This is a genomic window from Algibacter sp. L1A34 (assembly GCF_009796805.1).
Lineage (GTDB): Bacteria > Bacteroidota > Bacteroidia > Flavobacteriales > Flavobacteriaceae > Algibacter.
In genome coordinates this window covers 3,270,648-3,289,878 of the sequence record NZ_CP047029.1, presented here as the reverse complement: position 1 = coordinate 3,289,878, position 19,231 = coordinate 3,270,648, and the positions used below count along the sequence as shown (strand labels likewise).

General features: G+C 32.5%; 18 protein-coding genes. 5 read left to right on the top strand and 13 right to left on the bottom strand.

Features of this window, described 5'->3' with window-relative positions; translation table 11 throughout:
- Positions 1-550 precede the first annotated feature (550 nt).
- Together GQR97_RS13860 and GQR97_RS13855 are read right to left on the bottom strand one after the other, a co-directional pair.
- Positions 551-1,075, bottom strand: a complete 525-nt coding sequence (locus GQR97_RS13860; protein WP_158849400.1) for a glutathione peroxidase — start codon at positions 1,073-1,075, stop codon at positions 551-553.
- A 268-nt stretch (positions 1,076-1,343) separates the two neighbouring features.
- Positions 1,344-1,571 (bottom strand): hypothetical protein, encoded by a 228-nt coding sequence (locus tag GQR97_RS13855; RefSeq protein WP_158849398.1) that lies wholly within the window; start codon positions 1,569-1,571, stop codon positions 1,344-1,346.
- A 447-nt stretch (positions 1,572-2,018) separates the two neighbouring features.
- On the opposite strand from GQR97_RS13855, the gene deoC reads away from it, so the two are divergent.
- A complete protein-coding gene (gene deoC, locus GQR97_RS13850; RefSeq protein ID WP_158849396.1) occupies positions 2,019-2,687 on the top strand; it encodes a deoxyribose-phosphate aldolase in 669 nt (222 codons plus the stop codon).
- 2 nt (positions 2,688-2,689) lie between these two features.
- Positions 2,690-3,388 carry a purine-nucleoside phosphorylase gene (deoD, locus tag GQR97_RS13845; RefSeq protein WP_158849394.1) on the top strand — a complete coding sequence of 233 codons (699 nt, stop codon included), beginning with the start codon at positions 2,690-2,692 and terminating at the stop codon, positions 3,386-3,388.
- A 100-nt stretch (positions 3,389-3,488) separates the two neighbouring features.
- Here the strand turns inward: deoD and GQR97_RS13840 are convergent, their stop codons facing one another.
- The 3 genes from GQR97_RS13840 to GQR97_RS19695 all read right to left on the bottom strand — a co-directional run bounded on the left by GQR97_RS13840 (position 3,489) and on the right by GQR97_RS19695 (position 6,963).
- On the bottom strand, positions 3,489-4,811 hold the full coding sequence (locus GQR97_RS13840; protein ID WP_158849392.1) for a T9SS type B sorting domain-containing protein: 1,323 nt from the start codon (positions 4,809-4,811) through the stop codon (positions 3,489-3,491).
- A 231-nt stretch (positions 4,812-5,042) separates the two neighbouring features.
- Complete coding sequence (locus GQR97_RS13835; protein WP_158849390.1) at positions 5,043-6,578, bottom strand: YifB family Mg chelatase-like AAA ATPase; 1,536 nt, start codon at positions 6,576-6,578, stop codon at positions 5,043-5,045.
- A 175-nt stretch (positions 6,579-6,753) separates the two neighbouring features.
- Positions 6,754-6,963: a hypothetical protein gene (locus tag GQR97_RS19695; protein ID WP_199269953.1), complete on the bottom strand. Its 210-nt coding sequence runs from the start codon at positions 6,961-6,963 to the stop codon at positions 6,754-6,756.
- Here GQR97_RS19695 and GQR97_RS13830 point away from each other — a divergent pair.
- On the top strand, positions 6,941-7,168 hold the full coding sequence (locus GQR97_RS13830; RefSeq protein ID WP_158849388.1) for a DUF4269 domain-containing protein: 228 nt from the start codon (positions 6,941-6,943) through the stop codon (positions 7,166-7,168). The two genes, GQR97_RS19695 and GQR97_RS13830, sit on opposite strands and share 23 nt — an antisense overlap.
- A gap of 81 nt (positions 7,169-7,249) precedes the next feature.
- Positions 7,250-9,238, top strand: a complete 1,989-nt coding sequence (locus tag GQR97_RS13825; protein WP_158849386.1) for a T9SS type A sorting domain-containing protein — start codon at positions 7,250-7,252, stop codon at positions 9,236-9,238.
- Positions 9,239-9,360: 122 nt separating this feature from the next.
- Here the strand turns inward: GQR97_RS13825 and GQR97_RS13820 are convergent, their stop codons facing one another.
- A complete protein-coding gene (locus GQR97_RS13820) occupies positions 9,361-9,639 on the bottom strand; it encodes a hypothetical protein (protein WP_158849383.1) in 279 nt (92 codons plus the stop codon).
- A gap of 347 nt (positions 9,640-9,986) precedes the next feature.
- On the opposite strand from GQR97_RS13820, the gene GQR97_RS13815 reads away from it, so the two are divergent.
- The gene (locus tag GQR97_RS13815) at positions 9,987-11,339 is read left to right on the top strand and encodes a T9SS type A sorting domain-containing protein (protein WP_158849381.1); all 1,353 of its coding nucleotides are present in this window, start codon (positions 9,987-9,989) and stop codon (positions 11,337-11,339) included.
- Positions 11,340-11,430: 91 nt separating this feature from the next.
- Here the strand turns inward: GQR97_RS13815 and GQR97_RS13810 are convergent, their stop codons facing one another.
- The 7 genes from GQR97_RS13810 to GQR97_RS13780 all read right to left on the bottom strand — a co-directional run bounded on the left by GQR97_RS13810 (position 11,431) and on the right by GQR97_RS13780 (position 19,058).
- Positions 11,431-12,459, bottom strand: a complete 1,029-nt coding sequence (locus GQR97_RS13810; protein WP_158849379.1) for a transglutaminase domain-containing protein — start codon at positions 12,457-12,459, stop codon at positions 11,431-11,433.
- Positions 12,460-13,173, bottom strand: coding sequence for a carboxypeptidase-like regulatory domain-containing protein (locus tag GQR97_RS13805; RefSeq protein WP_158849377.1), 714 nt, complete (start codon positions 13,171-13,173; stop codon positions 12,460-12,462).
- 176 nt (positions 13,174-13,349) lie between these two features.
- Entirely contained in the window at positions 13,350-14,606 is a 1,257-nt protein-coding gene (locus GQR97_RS13800; protein ID WP_158849375.1) for an alginate export family protein, read from the bottom strand.
- 123 nt (positions 14,607-14,729) lie between these two features.
- Positions 14,730-15,548, bottom strand: a complete 819-nt coding sequence (locus GQR97_RS13795; protein WP_158849373.1) for an ABC transporter ATP-binding protein — start codon at positions 15,546-15,548, stop codon at positions 14,730-14,732.
- 11 nt (positions 15,549-15,559) lie between these two features.
- Positions 15,560-16,411 (bottom strand): ABC transporter ATP-binding protein, encoded by an 852-nt coding sequence (locus GQR97_RS13790; RefSeq protein ID WP_158849371.1) that lies wholly within the window; start codon positions 16,409-16,411, stop codon positions 15,560-15,562.
- Positions 16,412-16,529: 118 nt separating this feature from the next.
- Positions 16,530-17,636: an ABC transporter permease gene (locus GQR97_RS13785; protein WP_158849369.1), complete on the bottom strand. Its 1,107-nt coding sequence runs from the start codon at positions 17,634-17,636 to the stop codon at positions 16,530-16,532.
- Between the two features lie 27 nt (positions 17,637-17,663).
- Entirely contained in the window at positions 17,664-19,058 is a 1,395-nt protein-coding gene (locus tag GQR97_RS13780; RefSeq protein ID WP_158849367.1) for a CmpA/NrtA family ABC transporter substrate-binding protein, read from the bottom strand.
- Between the last annotated feature and the right edge of the window lie 173 nt (positions 19,059-19,231).

The following is a 19,231-nucleotide window of genomic DNA, read 5'->3' as shown; positions in this document are numbered from 1 at the left end:
TTGTCGAGATATGTTAAAATTACTTTCAAATAAAACAAAACACTCTAAAAAAAGTATTGCACAATCTATAATACTGAATAATAAAATGTAAGATAAACCTTTAATTTTAATAATGAAATTTCTTCTATATTTTATTTAAATGACTTAAAAAATAAGCAATGCATGTTATTATTCCTGATACATATGTTCGAATATTAATGAAAGGTATTCTAAGATAAAATTTGATTTAAAAACACAACACCTTCGGACTTATAAAATGAATTAACAGTAAAATAGTCTAATATTTAATCATTACTATTAAATAAATATTGAAAAGTGGCCAATTCGGAAAACTACATTTTTTAGCCATCAAAAAAACTTTAAACATTGGTAAAGTAATAATTATAGATAGCTCACTACTCTCCAAAAAAAAAGCCCCGTAAACATTATGTATACGGGGTTTTTTATATATTCTAATTTTGTATTCTATTAGCTAATCAAAACTTGACAAATCAATTCTTCTTAACTAATAAATATTAGCTCTACTTAACATTAGCCAAAGTTTAAAATATCACAAATACTTAGTTATTTTTGAACTCATTGGATTGGTTATTGAATAATAGTAATCTATAAGACCGCCATTATCATCAACTAAATATTTTTGAAAATTCCATTTTACACTTGAGCTCATTTTCCCGTTAAGACCTTTAGTTGTCAACCACTTATATAAAGAATGTTGTTTAGCTCCTTTAACATCAATCTTTTCTGTAAGTAAAAATTTAACACCAAAATTGAGTTCACAAAATTTTTGGATTTGTGAAGCATCACCTCTCTCTTGTTGTCCAAATTGATTACATGGTGAGCCAATAATTACTAGCTCTTCTTTATACTTATCATTCAACATTTGCAAATCCTTATATTGTTTTGTAAATCCGCACTTTGAAGCAACATTAACAAAAAGTATTTTCTTCCCTTTAAATTCTGAAAGAGAAATAGATTTACCATCTATAGCATTAATAGCTATATCATAAATTGAATACTTTTTTATTTCAGTAGATTTATTCGAAGCTAATTTGGCTTTATCAATTGTTTTCATAACTATTTTTTAAAAGATATTTAAACCTAATTTTAAAACAAACAAACAAACAAACAAACTCAAGTAAGCTATTGAAGTAAAAAAGTAAATTCTAGAAATTTTATAAAAATTTATTGAGTTGAAATAACAGAGAAAAAATGTGTGTGTGTATTAGAATTTTATTAGAAAGTAACTCAAAACTCATCCTTAAAATGTACTATCACAAGATTATTGCAACACGCCTTTAAATGAGTTCTAAAAATATTTAGTCCACTGCTTTTACGCATTATTAGATACCTGAATCAGGTCTTCCCTTTAACCGAATATCAATCCTCTTTTTCTTAGCTGTTAACCTCTTCATGGCATCCATGAGCGTAATATCTTTAGTTTTCTTATAAATCTCGTTGATTGCTAAAATAAGCCGCTTTGCTTCTCTTGAAGCCACCACTCTATCACTTGTAGACATATGACTCATCTTGGCGCTTTCAAAGATTGTTGCTTCTTTTAAAATATCCATAACTATTTTTTTTGTTTAAACTTGTGCGAATATAGCTAAACAATAAATAATTTGCAAGTAACATATATTGGTTATGAATACTTTAACAAAAGTTTAGCGAATTAAACATGTGCCAATTCAGTATAAAAAGCTACAAATGACTTCCTTATTTTGAAATTAATCGCTTATATCTAAAACAAAACAACCATCTTTTTAATATTTAAATTAAAGTATGCAATCTTACTTGCCATTTTCTATAATTTGCAGTTGAACTAATTTCATTATCTTGTGCATTAACTGCAAATAACATAAAACAAGTAATTAAGATTATGTTATTATTCAGTAAATAATAAAAACCTGACTTAAATCATAGTTTGGAAACACTCTTTATGTGCATCTTAGGGTTTTATAAATCACTAGTTATTAATCCGTTTTATTTATAAAAACATACTTATTTTTAATATGACTATGAAACTTTTAAATACATATATAGACCACACTCTACTAAAACCGACAGCCACAAAAAACGAGATCATTAAACTCTGTAAAGAAGCTAAAGAATACCAATTTTTTTCAGTTTGTGTTAATAGTTGTTATGTGGCATTAGCCAAATCAGAATTAAAAAACAGTAAAGTAAACGTGTGCAGTGTTATTGGTTTTCCATTGGGAGCAATGAGTACTCAAGCCAAAGTTGAAGAAGCTAAATCAGCATTAAATGATGGTGCAGATGAGATTGATATGGTTATCAATATTGGATTACTAAAAAGTAAAGATTTTGATGCCGTTTGGAAAGATATCGAAGCTGTTAAAGAAATTATGCCTAATAATATTCTAAAAGTTATTTTAGAAACCTGCTATCTTGAAGAAGTAGAAATTATTAAAGCTAGTGAACTTGCCATACAAAGTGGTGCCGACTTTATAAAAACCTCAACAGGTTTTGGAACTGGTGGCGCTACTATTGAAGATGTAAAACTTATGAAGAGTGTAGCAAAAAATGAAGTCAAAATAAAAGCTTCGGGAGGTATTAAAGACACTAAAACCGCTTTAGAATTCATAAATATTGGTGCTGAACGTTTAGGAACATCTTCTGGGATTGCAATAATTACCAATGATAAATCATTAAATTCAAATTATTAATAATGAGTGTACATATTGAAGCCAAAAAAGGTGAAATTGCAGAAACCATTCTATTACCAGGAGATCCTTTAAGGGCAAAATGGATTGCTGAAACATTTTTAGAAAATCCGGTTTGCTTTAACAAAGTTAGAGGGATGTTAGGATTTACAGGTACCTATCAAGGAAAACAAGTTTCTGTTATGGGCACAGGTATGGGTGTGCCTTCTATTTCAATTTATGCGAACGAACTCATTACAGAATATGGTGTTAAAAATTTAGTTCGCGTTGGAAGTGCTGGCTCTTATCAAAAGGAGATAAAAATTAGAGATATTGTTTTAGCCATGGCCGCATCATCAAATTCTGGAGTTAACGTACTCCGTTTTGGAGGAGCAGATTACGCACCTACCGCAAACTTTGAATTGTTTCAAAAAGCTGTAGATGCTGCAAAAACAAAAAACATACCTATAAAAGCTGGTAATGTATTTACTTCGGATGAATTTTATGCTGACGATTTTGAATCTTATAAAAAATGGTCCAAATTTGGAGTTCTTTGTGTTGAAATGGAAACGGCTGGACTTTATACAATTGCATCCAAACATGGTGTGAATGCATTAACAATTCTTACCATTTCTGATTCTTTAGTAACTGGTGAGCGTACCACAAGTAAAGAACGTGAGACTACATTTAAGGATATGATTAAAATCGCTTTAGAATTGGCTTAAATTATACGAATACTTTTTCTAATTCAATTTTTGAAAAGAGTTTTAATTTATCATTTAAAAAGAGACAATAAAACTACCATCTAACTGCGTATGTTAAACATTATCGAACTAAACTAAAATGACCTTTTAAAACCTTGCCATCTTTATAGATTATTTGATACCAATAATCATCTTTCTGCAAAGGATTTCCATTAAGTGTGCCGTCCCATCCTATGGATAAATCATTGATTTGCTTTAACAGCTTTCCGTAACGATTATAAATTAACACTTTAGAGACTTGGTTTAATAGGTTTGGAACTATCCAATAATCGTTAGTGTTGTCGTTGTTTGGTGTAAAAAACTTAGGAGGTATTTCGGCTCCTATAACTTCTCCTGTTTTAAAAAACTCTTCAATACAGCCTATAGCTTCTCCTCCTATATTATAAGGAACTATTGTAATTACAATAGTTCTGTTTTTAGGCAAATTTGTAGGAGGTGTATAACTGGTAACATCTCCAAGGTCGAATATATTTAAAACATCTATTCCTGTTGTAAGTGTTTCTAAAGTTAACATGTAGCCAGTTGCACCAGGAACAGAGGGCCATTCTATATTTGTATCAACAGGTACATTTTTAGCATTATCTAATGGTACTAACAAACTCGTGCAACTAGGCACTGGAACTAAAGATTTTGTTGTAAAAAATTCTTCATCACAGGCAAAGGCTTCACCAGCTATATTGTATGGGGTTATGCTAACATAAATAGCTGTAAACTCTGGTAAATTCAAAGGCAAATTATAACTTAATACGTTACCAACATCAAAAGCATTTAGTATGTCTGTTCCTCCGGAAGTTGTTCCTATAGTCAACTTATAGCCTGTAGCATTGGAGATAGACTCCCAAGATAAATCGGTTTCAAGAGGTACTCTAATATCTCCTGCCAATGGGGATCTTAATATTGTACAAATAGGTGCCAGAACATTTGGAGCGAATGTGTTAAAAAAATCCTCTTGGCATCCTAGAGCATCTCCATCTAAATTATAAGGTATTATGCTAACATATATAGTTGTGCTCTCTGGTAAACTGATAGGTAGATTATAAATTAAAACATTTCCAACATCAAACGCATTCAAAATATCCGTTCCGCCAGAAACGGTTCCTATAGTTAATTTATAACCTGTTACATTGGATACAGAGTTCCAAGATAACGTTGTGTTTACAGGAACACCTGTATCTCCAGATATTGGTGATGATAAGGTTGTACAACTGGGTGGCAGAACATCTAAAGAAAACATGTTAAAAGATCCCTCTTGAGATACCACAGCGTCTCCATCGAAATTATAAGGTGTATTACATATAAAAACAGAACTATACGCTTTTACGATTAAAAAAAAGAGAACCATAAAAAATAGAATACAACGCTTATTTAAAATCAATTTAGTCATAAAAAAACTTAACTACTGTTTTAACATTTACAATTTATTTATACAATGTTAAAAACATTACTCTTGTAACATTAGCAAGATTAATCAATACTACAATAAAAGTAAAATAATCACTATAAGCTAAAGTTCAAAAGGTATAAAACAGTGCTCCTTTACTATTAAAAAAATCCTTATTACTTCATTTTCACCTTATATAATATTTGGAACAAAAATTACAAACCTACAAGCAATCTATCCCAACCAACCTTCACGATCTAAGCTTCTATACTGAATTGCCTCACCAATATGCGAACCATCAACTTTGTCAACACCTTCTAAATCGGCGATAGTTCTTGAAACTTTCAAAATTCTATCATAAGCTCGAGCCGATAAATTCAAACGTTCCATAGCTGTTTTTAATAACTGCTTAGAAGCTTCATCTAACACACAATGTTTTCTAATTTGTTTGGTATTCATTTGCGCATTATAATGTACGGTATCAGACTCTGCAAAACGTTGTGTTTGTCGTTCTCTAGCTTTCGTAACACGTTTTCTAATATCAACAGATGTTTCTCCCTTTCTATCATCCGATAGTTTTTCAAAAGGCACAGGTGTTACTTCTATATGGATATCAATACGATCTAAAAGCGGTCCAGAAACTTTACTTAAATAACGTTGCATTTCTGCAGGACTTGATGTTACGGGCGCATTAGGATCGTTAAAATAACCACTCGGACTAGGATTCATACTTGCCACCAACATAAAAGATGATGGATAGGTAACCGTAAATTTTGCTCTTGAAATTGTTACTTCTCTATCCTCTAATGGTTGGCGCATAACTTCTAATACTTCGCGCTTAAACTCTGGTAATTCATCTAAAAATAAAACACCGTTATGCGACATAGAAATTTCGCCAGGTTGCGGGTAACTTCCTCCGCCGACTAAAGCGACGTTTGATATTGTATGATGCGGACTTCTAAACGGACGTTGCGACATTAACCCAGTATCTTTTACACGACCAACCACCGAATGAATTTTAGTAGTCTCCAAAGCTTCATGCAACGTCATTGGTGGTAAAATACTAGGCAATCGTTTTGCTAACATAGTTTTCCCTGCTCCTGGTGGCCCAATTAAAATAATATTATGTCCGCCAGCCGCAGCAATTTCCATACAGCGTTTAATGCCTTCTTGGCCTTTTACATCCGAGAAATCGAATTCAGGAAAATCTAAACTTTTCTCAAACTCTTCTCGTGTATTAATTATGGTTTGCTCTAGAGCGATGCCTTTATCAAAAAAGTCAATCACTTGTTTAATATTTTCTACACCAAAAACTTCCAAATTATCTACAATAGCGGCTTCTTTCGCATTCTGGACTGGCAAAATAAAACCTTTAAATCCTTCTTCTCTTGCTTTTACAGCAATGGGTAAAGCGCCTTTTATAGGCTGTAAATTCCCATCGAGAGATAATTCTCCCATAATGAGATATTTATCTAAATCGTCAGCTTTAATTTGGTCTGTTGAAGCTAATATGCCGATAGCTAAAGTTAAATCGTAAGCAGATCCTTCTTTTCGCAAATCTGCTGGCGACATATTAATGATAATTTTTTTACCAGGAATTTTATATCCGTTATTCTGAAGTGCGGCGGCAATTCTAAAATTACTCTCCTTAATAGCATTATCTGGTAAACCTACTAAATGATAACCGACTCCCTTATCTACGTTTACCTCGACTGTAATTGTCGAAGCTTCCACACCGAAAACGGCACTAGCAAAAACTTTTTTAAGCATAAATCAACATTGTTTTATGCTTAAATGTAACAAATGTATTTGATACTTTATAATTAATTAAGTTTCATCCCTAATTACTGTATACTTTTATTCTAATTGAAATTATCTAATAATAACGGAAAACGAGTTTTTTATGCCTGCACTTTGTTATGTTAAAGCTTTTCCTATGCTTGCTTTAATTCTCTAATTTTCTTAGTATTTTATCAACTACAGAATTATCATCCAATTCGAGGGTTTTAGCATAATATTCCTTAGCTGCAATAGTATCTTCCTGCAATAGATAAAAGTCTGCTAAATCTTTATAAACTTTTGAGCTATTTGGATAATATTCTATATTTAGATCGTAGTTTTCTAGCGTATATTTGATAGAAAATTTTTCTAACAAAAAGGACTTTAAAGTTTATACTATAAAGCAAAATGGAATTAATCCAACTCTTGCAGGGTTTAAAACAGGTAATCTTTTGTTTGAGGTTTTTTCACAAAATATTCCAACGGAAAAGCAAAACACTTACAGACATATAATTATTGAAAATAAAATTTTAAAAGAAAAAGGTTATAAATTTAAACAGAACGTCAAACATAGAAAATAGGCAAAAAAAACACGCTTTAACGGTGATAATTCATGAAAAATACTACATTGCAAGTGTTTTAATAAAAAAAACAAAACCCCAATGAAATTAAAATTACTAATTTTTAGTTCACTTCTTTTATTTGGAAGTAAAATACAGGCGCAATCTCTCTGGTATGAAAATGAGTCACAAACAGAGAACATTATATTTACAAACACTTTAGACGGTACTTTTACTTTAAATCAACCCAACCCCAATACAGGCGGATTAAATACAAATACAGTCAGCTCTAAGTTTAAAAGAAAATCAAATGTAACTCGAGGTTTTTTGTATTTCGAAATACCTCAGAATATTGTTTCTGATGCATTATATACAATAAGTTTAAAAGCATATATAGATATTCCAACAGCAGATGTATCAGCTGTAAATCGTATCCGTTTGTATTTAACAAATACAACTACAGGAGATTTTAAGCAAATCACATTAAAATTTACAAAAGGACAAGAATGGGAACAATTTTCTTTTATTTTTAATCCAGGAGATTTACCTGCAGGTGGGTTTTTAGACGGTGGTTACAACCAAATGCATATTGGTTATGGAAATGGACAAGTATCAACATCTGAGATCACTTACTATATAGATCAAATATATGGTTCAATGGAACAAAAACCTCTTGTAGACGTACTTAAAGGATCATGGGGAGGTCGTTTTTACGTAAGAGGAGGTGAAGATTTAGATCAATATGTGGCTCCTATTGCAGATGGAGGAAAAGCCTATGATTATATTGCGGGAGCACAAGAAATGGCAAATAACTACCCAACAATGGGACATGTAATTACCAATGCTACCAATAATGCGAACTCTCAACTATGGACTTTAAGAACAAACCTTAATGTAGATGCTGTGATGGGAGTTCCAAATTCCATTATTGATGAAGAATTTGTGCCTAGTTTAGCTAACGAACAAATTATTATTGACGTTATTAACATATTAAAAAATAAGAGTAAAAAAGTAATTTTATATTTAAATACTTTAAGTCCTGGAGATAGAGCTACAGCGGAAGGAGCAGTAGCTTGGAATAATTACGTAGACACTTATTTTTCTGGTGATGGTCATGCAGCATGGGTTAATTTATGTGAAGGTTATATAAAACGTTTTACTGACTTAGGTGTTGATGGATATTGGTTAGATGCTTTTGGAAGCTATAACGTCAATTCCAGTCTTGGAGATTCAGATCCTGAAAACACGACTGCTCAAAGAGCAGAATTTGTGCGAATGGTTCGTAATGCAGCACCTAATGCTACTATAACAACTAATATTGATAAGGATTCTTTTGTAGACGAAGATGGAGAGCTAATATTGGTAGATACAGATGGTGTCGATGATATTGATGAAAGAGATTACGCGATTATAAAGATGACAGCAACAAATCCTTGGTCAGACTTTACAGCGGGGCATATTACTCCTTTAGGTCAAGGAGCACCGCCTAATTCTTGGGCTTACGAAGAGTTTACGGTAACAGACATTGAAGAATCATCAACATCTGTGTATAAGTCAAGTAAAAAAACATTAAAGCATTTGTTTTTACCTATACGAGCAACATGGTCTAGTGAAAGATCTGATTTAATGTTTGATGGAGAACAAGCCTATAGATTTGCAAAAAGAATTACTGATGCAGGCGGATCTGTAACTTTTTCAAATACAACTTCTACAGACGGAACAACCCCGGATGACGAAGTTGAAATATTAGAATTTTTAAATCAACAATTTACAAACAATGCTCCCGCATCTGTTTATCAGCGTCCTTTAGGTGCTTTTTTAGTAGGAGAAAATGAAAATCTTTCAACAAAAGACTTTCACGAAATTGCTAATGCAACAATTAAGATATATCCTAATCCAGTAAAAAATTCATTTAAAATATCTGAAGAATTTGTTTCCCTATTCGTTTATGATATCACAGGTAAAGCATTGTTACAGTTTTCGGGAGATGAAGATGATTTAAATGTTTCAAAACTAAATACGGGAATTTACTTATTAAAAGTTAATGATAGCCAGGGTAATAGTAGTTTTGCTAAATTTATAAAGCAGTAGTTTTGATAATAGTTTAATAAATTTATTACTAAGGCAAAGTTCAGATATAAACAATCAATTTTAGTATACTTACTATAGAGAAAGCGGCTAACAAACTAAATAAAAACTTCTTCTTACTCGTTTTATATTTTGGTTTTAGAAAATAAACGTGAAGTGGTAAAAAAAGCAACCAAAGTTATACCCATAGCTACAAATGAAAAACCAACTATTGCTAATTCTCCAAGGACATTAAAAGAAGCATGAGATAAAGCAAAAAAATCATCCAATGAATTAATAGCACTATTGCTGCTGTAACTAGTATTATTCTTCTTGAAGAAAAGATTTATTTCAATAAAAAACAAAACAATATTGAATGCCAAGTATAGTATTAACCAAATTATTTTTTTTAATATTCTTTTCATTAATTCAATATTACTATTCCGTTTTAAAATATACAACAGTATTCCTACTTTAGATTTGCTAATTTAATTGAAACAACTACTAAACTAAAAAATAATTACTGGTCCCGTTTTAGATTTACTATAATAACTACTTAAACTAAAAAAACAGAAACTCCTTTTTTTAAACACCTATAAATGAGTTCATCGCAACATTTAATAAACAGGTAAATATTAGACATCAATAACATTTTTATCGTTAAATGGTAAAAAAAGTAAACTTTTACATTGTTTTAATAAGGTTATTTTAATAACTAATTTTTTTTTAACAATATTAATTAGATATTTGTTTTCATTTAAAACCTACATTTATGAAAAAAAAATACGCTTTTTTATTGTTTTTATGCTTCCAACTTTCCTTTTCTCAATATGGAAATGTGTCAACTATTGCCGGTGATGGTAGTCAAGGTTATAGTGGTGATGGAGGTCCTGCTACTTCTGCTGTTACAAACTTTCCTTCAGATGTTGTGATTGATAATTCTGGAAATATTTATTTTTCAGAAATCACTAATTGTGTTGTTAGAAAGATAGCTACAGATGGAACAATAACAACAGTAGCGGGTGTTGTTGGTAATTGTAGTTTTGATGGTGATGGAGGCCCAGCTAATGTGGCAAAACTAGACTTCCCTTCAGGATTAGGAGTAGATGCTAATGGCAATTTATATATATCCGATAGAAATAATCATAGAATTAGAAAAGTGGCTACTAACGGCATTATAACTACTGTTGCAGGTAATGGTACTGATGGTGATAGTGGTGATGGTGGTCAAGCTACTGCTGCTAACTTAGACACCCCTACGGATGTTGCTGTTGATGCTACTGGAAATATTTATATTTCTGATTGGTACAACCATAAAATAAGAAAAATTAATACAAGTGGAGTTATATCTACTTATGCCGGAACCGGTGATAGTGGATTTTCTGGAGATAACGGTCTAGCCACTGCCGCAAAATTAAAAAGCCCTGATGGCATAGCTGTCGACGCCGATGGAAATGTCTATTTTTCAGACAGAAGCAACGATCGAATTAGAAAAATAAGCACCAGCGGTATTATTACTACTGTTGCAGGCAAAGGAGGTTTTAATGCTTTTAGTGGAGACGGAGGACAAGCTACAGATGCAGAATTCAATGACCCCAATGGAATTGCATTAGATGCAACCGGAAATATATATGTTGTTGACAGAGATAATCATAGAGTTAGAAAAATTGGAACAGATGGTATTATTAATACTATTGTTGGAACTGGCACTACTGGTTATTCTGGTGGAGGATATAATGGAGATGGACAAATAGGCACAGCTACTTTGTTAAATAAACCAACAGGTATTGCTATTGATAATTCTGGAAATGTAATCTTTGCGGATTACAATAATCACCGAATTAGAAAATTAGCATCATCTTCTTTAAGTGTCAATAACTTCTCTAAAAATATAATTAGCTTTTATCCTAACCCTATTTCTGGAGACCAAAAACTGACTATAGAATCTAAAGAGAACATCTCTGAAATTTCTATCCTAAATTCAACTGGGCAAGTTGTAAATAAAGTAACTGTAAATAGTGATATTTATTCTGCTTCTATGGATAACTTAAGTAAAGGAATTTATTTTGTTAAGTTGAGTAATGACAAAAACCAAAGTACAACTTATAAGCTTGTAAAAAATTAATTTTTTACAAGCTTTACAATAATCTCGTCTCATTTGTTTTTAAAAATAAGACGAGATTTTTAAAACAAAATAGCACTCATACTTTCTTAAATTATATCAAAATCTTTTTCTCCTTCTCCACTATTACGCTATAAGAAGCAAGAATATCATTTCCTTTTTTAAGATGAACATCAAAGGAGCCTTTTTTATTAAACTGATGTTTGAATTCAAGTAAACCATCTTCATATTTATAGTCGACTAATTTAATTGCTTTAGAACTACTTCCTTTGGTTATTATAAGCTCTATCTCTTCTATATCATTCTCGTCAAAAACCTTCAACTTGAAAACAACATAATCATTTTTTAAAATTTCATTTTTTAGATTCTGTGGAAAAATAGGCAAAATATTATATTTAAAAGAACTTCCATAAACTATCGGCCCATTAACAAATTCATCAGCCCGTGGTTTATCATCTAACAATAACCACTTTGAATCTAAAGGGAAATGACTTTTAGAAAACTGCTCTGGTGAGGCTAAAAAATAACCATCGTTATAATTCTTAACAAATTGGTTTTCATTCACATTAAAATAACCACTCGCTAAAGTAGCATCTACCAAATACCATTTATTATTCAGCTTCACCGCATTCCATGAATGATTTGCTACACCTAGTTCACCAATTTGACTACTTGGCGAACGACTATAGCCATTTACAATCTCGCACTCAATACCAGATAGTGCCGCCAATTCTTTAATTAAATAAGCATAACCTGAACAAATAGTTTTTTGGTTGTCTACCAACTGTTTAAACACTTTTTTCTGTAAACTCTTATTCCAATTGGTAAAATCCAAACTATCATTTTTAAACTTTTTCCGCTTACGAGTGGTTTTCAAATAAAAACAATAATCGCCTTCTATATTGAGGCAAACCCATTTGTAAATGGCTCTAAATTTTTCGACATCAGAATCTAAATGAAACGTGAGATTATGTGCTAAAACTGGCAAATTCTTTAATGCAGTATAGTTATACAACTCAGAAATACTATCGGTTTTTTTAAAATCGATAGTATTGAAATCTGACTGTTGAGATATTGCCGAAAAACCGACAAAGGCTATTAAAATGAATATAAAGCGTTTCATCTAAAATATACCTTTTATTTTTTGCCATAAGTTTGGCTTAGACTCGTAAAGCTCTTTTACTGCTACTTTACCAACAAGTATGCAAACATCATCACGCATTACAATCTCTAATGGTTTTTGATTCTTTTTAATGGCGATTTCTTGTGTTTCGAAACCAATGTAACTTATAACCAAAATATCTCCTTCCTTTAAGGTTTCAGGAAACTCAAACTCACCATCAAAATTAGTGCTTGTACCAATAGTAGTACCTTTTAATATAATATTTACACCTGGTAACGGACTAGACGTATCAGAAACCGTTCCTTTTAAAAATTCAGTTTTAGAAGGAGTTGTTTCAGTTTGCTTTTCACTATCAAAAGCACTTACTTTTTGTACCGTTTGCGTCGGTCGTTGTAGTTGTTGCGCCTGTATATTTTGTAAAGAAATTAACGAAATAAAAGCCACACTAGCTACTCTTAGAAAATTAAAAGACGATGTATGTCTTCCTTTTTTATCTTCGAAAGTATAAGTCTTTAACTGCGAGGTCGCAAAAATGCCACAGGTATTTTCCTTATTGGTTTTAAAATAAGCCTTTAACTTATCATCACTCATTCTCCTGAAGTCTATAACTTCCTTGTCGCAGGAATTACAAAACCCGCCACAAGCCGTAGGTTTAAATTGATTATAATCTTCCGAACATGGTTGCTTTACCGAAATACTTAATTGTTGTTTCATAATATTTATTTTTCTTATTCGAATTTATAAATATCATAGCCTACAAAATATCAAGAATGAGTTAACAGCGTTTTTCAATGCGTGTAAGTTCTTTTCCGATTAGGCTTAATTCTTAAACATAAAAAATCCCGCCATAAGCGGGATTTCATATAATATCAATTTTATTTTAAAAGCTCTTAGTTTAAAAACTTAGGTTTGATAACTAACATAGCCCAAGCCCAGTTTTGCATATCTGCAGCAGCAGATTCTGTAACACCTTTTAATTCGTACATACCATCGCTAGCAAACATTTGCGAGTAACCTAATTTTAAAGCATAACCTTTAAACTGTTTAGAGTACACTAAATCTAACTCGGTTCCTAAAGATTTCTCTCCACTAGCTAATTCTTGCTCTCCGCTAAAATTTAAAGCTTTAACCATTAAGCTAGACGTTTCGTTTAATTTGAAGTTAGCACTTACGTGGAAATCAACTAAACCAACATTATTGGCATGGTTCCCTACGTAGAAATAATCCATAAAACCATTAAACTTGTGGTTTGTTCCGTATAATGGAAAAAACGCCTCAGAATCTGAAGTTGTTGTATCGTTACCACTAATAATCTCCATACCTGCACCTAAAGCAACTTTAGCCGATGCTTTATAAGTAAGCTCTAGACCTAATAAATATGCACCATCAACAGTATCACCCATTTGCGTGTAAGCATTTAAAGCCGCTCCAAAATCACCACTTTTATAATCTAAATGTGTTCCCAAAGTTTGAATACTGTTTACACCATCTGGAGTAACACCATCGGCTTCATATTTTTGGAAACCATTGTTTAATAACAATAAGCTACCTGAGAAACTATCCCAAGATTGTTTTAAATAAGCATATTGCATTGTTTTATAAGAAAAGAAACCTGTTGTACCGTATGCTGTAGAAGTTGATTGAAACCCTGTTGGATTAGAATAATCTTGACTAAACGCTAATCCTACATCTAATAAAAATTTACCTTTTTTGTATTTCAATAATGCAGCATCATGATTACGCCCTTGTTGTGCCCAATCTAAGCCACCAAAAATACGTTGATCATCATAAGAAATAACTTGGCGTCCTAATTTAGTAGTAAATCCTTCTCCTAATTTCACTTCTGCCCAAGCTTGAAATACTGCAAACGAGTTATTTTGATCGTATGGTAAAATTTGTCTGTTTTCTCCCCAAACCATAATATCTTGCAAGCTTACATAAAACTTATAAGCCTCTGTAGAGTAACCTGTATTTAATCTAATTCTAGTAGAAATACCAAAACCTGGATCTGCAGCATCGGGAATAATACTTCCAAAACCATTACGGTATTCTGTTCTTGGCCTAAACTCACCATCTAATGTAAATTGTGCTTGAGCAAATTGAACCATCATGGTTAAGATGCCTATAGTTAAATAAATTTTTTTCATAATTTTAAATTTGTAGTCGTTAATTGTTCGTTTTATTTAGTATCATTAAGTTTAATTTATCATGGCAAATATATGCGACTGTTAAGTCTTACTTTATGATAAATCTCATATTAATACTCATTTTTAGTGTTCTAAAAAGTCTATTAAGTGTTTTCTATATTTGTAGTAATCATCATGCTCTAACACCGATTTTCGTGTTCTTGGGCGCTCAAAATCAATGTTCAAAATATCTCCAATTTTCGCCTTAGGGCCACTCGTCATCATAACCACACGATCTGCTAAAAAGATAGCTTCATCTACATCGTGCGTGATCATAACTGCTGTAATTTTTTCTTTATTCCAAATTTCAATTAAAATATCTTGCAACTCACCTCGTGTTAAAGAATCTAGCATACCAAAAGGCTCATCTAGCAATAGCACTTTAGGTTTAATAGCGAAGGCACGAGCAATACCTACACGCTGTTGCATACCTTGAGACAAATCTGATGCCTTTTTATCAAAAGCATCCTCCAACCCTACTTTCTGTAAATAGTACTTAGCAATATCATGCCTTTGTGCTTTTGTAGCATGCGGAAACACTTTATTAACACCAAGTAGCACATTTTGTAAAGAGGTCATCCAAGGCATTAAACTAGGCGCCTGAAAAATAACACCTCTATCCGGTCCTGGTCCTTTTATGTGTTTTCCTAAAACAGATATATGACCACCAGAAATAGGATTTAATCCCGCAATCATAGAAAGCATGGTTGTTTTTCCACAGCCCGAATGGCCAATGATGGTAACAAACTCTTCCTTTCTAATCTGTAAGTTTAAATCTTCCAAAACCACATAATCTCCTTTAGGCGTTGGGTAAACCTTCTTTAAATGCTCTAAATTTAACATCACCTCATTCGAAGGAAAAAGTTCGTTCTTAAAAACGTGTTTTGCTTTTATATTTTCCATTATATCGCTCATTAAAATTCAAATTGATTAACAAAATCCTTAGGACTTAAATCCGGAAGTACAATGGCTTCCTTAGCCTCAGTTTTCCTTTCATTTCCAATATCCATTAAATACTCAATAATAGCATTTCTTGTTTTTTTGAAATTAGGATTATCATTCATTTCCGTTTTATCTCTAGGGCGTTCAATATCAATTTTAAACTCAGGTCCTAAAGTTGCATTTGGTCCTGGACGTAACGGAATAATACGGTCTGCCATATAAATCCCTTCATCCACATCGTTCGTAATTAATAGAGCTGTACGTTTATCTTTTCCCCAGATATTTAAAATTTCATCTTGTAAATTACCACGCGTTAATGCATCTAGAGCACCAAGTGGTTCGTCCATAATAATCATCTCTGGCTTCATAGCTAATGCTCTAGCAACCGATACACGCTGGCGCATACCACCCGATAATTCTTTAGGCCTTTTATTAATAGCGGGCGTTAAACTCACCATCTCTACATAATCGGCAACAATAGCATGTAACTCTGCTTTAGTTTTTTTAGGAAAAGCTTCTTTAACGGCCATATACACATTTTGCCCAACCGTTAACCAAGGCAATAACGAGTAATTCTGAAAAATCACACCACGCTCATGGCTAGTTCCTATAACCGGCTCGCCTTTAAATAAAACCTCACCTTTAGTTGGAGTAATTAAACCGTTAATTAAGTTTACCAAAGTTGTTTTTCCGCTACCAGTAAACCCTACAATAGCAACAAACTCACCTTCTTCTATCGATAAATTAATGTTCGATAATACTTCCGGTTCGTTTTCGCCTTTACCGTAAGTTTTATAAATATTATTTAATTCTAAATATGCCATTTTTCTAAGTTTTATTTGGGCGTTACCACAAGGGTCGGGCTTTACGCTTCAAGTCCTCGCTCCGTTCCTACGCTGTGGGCTTTCCACTGCAATCCCTAACGCAAATTCGTCTGTTCAATTAAATCCCTTCTGTTTTATCAAAAGACACCCAGTTTTGTATGGTTAGCATAATTCTATCTAATAAGAAACCAATGATTCCAATAACAAACATGGCTACAATAATTTTTGCATTAGAATCGTTAGCTCCGTTTTGGAATTCTTCCCAAACAAACAACCCTAAACCAGGACTCTGCGCCAATAACTCAATAGCAATTAAAACCATCCAAGCTACTGATAATGTGATTTTTAAACCAGTAAAAATTAATGGTAAAGATGAAGGAAGTACAACTTTAAATATTTTTTGAAATGGTCCTAACTTCAATACTTTAGCAACATTAATATAATCTTTATCTACAGTAGCCACACCCATTGCCGTATTAACCAAAGTAGCCCACATAGAACATAAACCAACACTTATAAAGGATATAGTAAACGAACTATCTTCACTAGAGCCAATCAATAGTGTTTTTACAATCATAAAAACAAGTAAATACCATACTACCGGAGAAACAGGCTTAAAAATTTGAATAAACCAATTAAAAGCACTTTTTAAAGTAGGACTCAACCCTATGAAAATCCCCAAGGGCACAGCAATAAACAAGGCCAATAAAAACCCTGCGAATACCGTTTTTAAACTTCTAAATATTTGATCTACGAATGATGGTCGCCCCGTATAAGTAATAGCATCCTTGCCTTCTGCCAATCGTTTTTCATTTAAAACAGCTGTTTTTTCTATAAACGCAGCTTTATCTGCTTTTATAATATTATGGTCTCTTAATAACGATTTATAAGAATCCCAAACCTGGCTTGGAGATGGCAACGTATTAGGTTGGCAACTAGAATCTCCCGATGCAATACATGCTTGCAAAGCATCGGCAGCTTCTTGTCCTTGATCTGTAAGTGCTTTTTCAATTTTATGTTCGGCTTCAATGTTGTACAAAGATTTTGCACCCAAATGCCACAGTCCAATAAATAATAGCATAGAAGCCAGTGGAACAACTGTTTTACGTAGGAGGTTTTTTAAATCTTCTCTTTCCAGCTTACCAGTAAATAAATCTTTTAATGTGCTTAAAAAACCTAGACCTATAAAATTGGTTACTTTTCCTAATGTTATACTTTGTTTCATGACTTCTTTATTTATTGGCTTTACTAATTATTGTATCGCTTTATCTTTATTTCCTATTTTAAAACTGTTGATGTAAGAAATTGGATCTTTTCCATCGTAAGTCGTCCCATCTATAAAATCTGATGTTGCAGGCTTAAATCCATCTGTTGTTGGAATATCTCCTGCAGGAATATTTCCTTCTTCAACTAAAAGCTTAGCCGCTTCTTTCCAGATATCTGGTCTGTAAATGTTATTAATAGTTTCTGCATACCATGCTGCTGGCTTAGCCTCAGGAATTTGTCCCCATCTACGCATTTGAGTTAAGAACCAAATACCATCAGAATAAAACGGATATGTTGCATTGTACTTATAGAATACATTAAAATCTGGCATATCACGCTTATCTCCTTTTTCGAACTCAAAAGTTCCTGTCATAGAATTCGCTAAAACCTCTTCTGGCGCACCAACATATTGAGACATTGATAATATTTTTACAGCCTCTGCTCTATTACTTGGCTCATCTAACCATTTACCAGCTCTAATTAAAGCTTTAGTAACAGCTATAGCCGTGTTTGGGTTATCTTCAACAAACTTTTTTGTCATTACAAAAACCTTCTCTGGGTTGTTTTTCCAGATATCGTAATTTGTTACTACAGGAACTCCAATACCTTTAAATACGGCTTGTTGATTCCATGGTTCACCTACACAATACCCGTGAATAGTTCCTGCTTCTAATGTTGCTGGCATTTGTGGCGGAGGTGTTACAGATAGTAAAACTTCAGCATCAATTTGTCCTTGAACATTATCTGCAGTATACATTCCTGGGTGAATTCCAGCTGCTGCTAACCAATATCTAATTTCATAATTATGTGTAGATACCGGAAATACCATTCCCATTTTAAAAGGCTTACCAGAATTTTTATACTCTGTAATTACAGGTTGTAATGCTTCTGCCTTAATTGGGTGTACAGGTTTTCCATCTTCTCCTGTTGGTACATGAGATTTCATTTTAGACCAAACATCGTTAGATACCGTAATGGCATTACCATTTAAATCCATTGAAAATGGCGTTACTAAATCGGCTTGACGTCCAAATCCTGCTCCAGCAGCAATTGGCTGTCCCGCTAACATGTGAGAACCATCTAACTGACCATCAATGACACGGTCTAAAATATTTTTCCAGTTCGATTGTGCTTCAACTGAAACAAATAAGCCTTCATCTTCAAAAAATCCTTTTTCTTTTGCAATGGCTAAAGGTGCCATATCTGTCAATTTTATAAAACCAAATGTTAATTGAGGTTTTTCAATATCTAATGTTTTTGTTTTAGAAACTTCAGCGACAACAGTTTCTGCTATTTCTTTCTTTTTCTCTTTGCCCCCACAAGCACTTAATGCAATCGCTAAGGAAAGAACTAAAGAGGATTTTGTTAATAATGATTTCATGTTGAATTGTTTTAATTAATTACTAAGTATTAATACTTACTTGTTGCAAATATATAAGTAGAACCTAATTTATTACATGATATTCCCCATATAATAACATCTTTTTTAGCATATAAAAACCTGCGAAAACACAGTTAAAAGAAATAACTAACTGATTAAAAACAACTTAAACA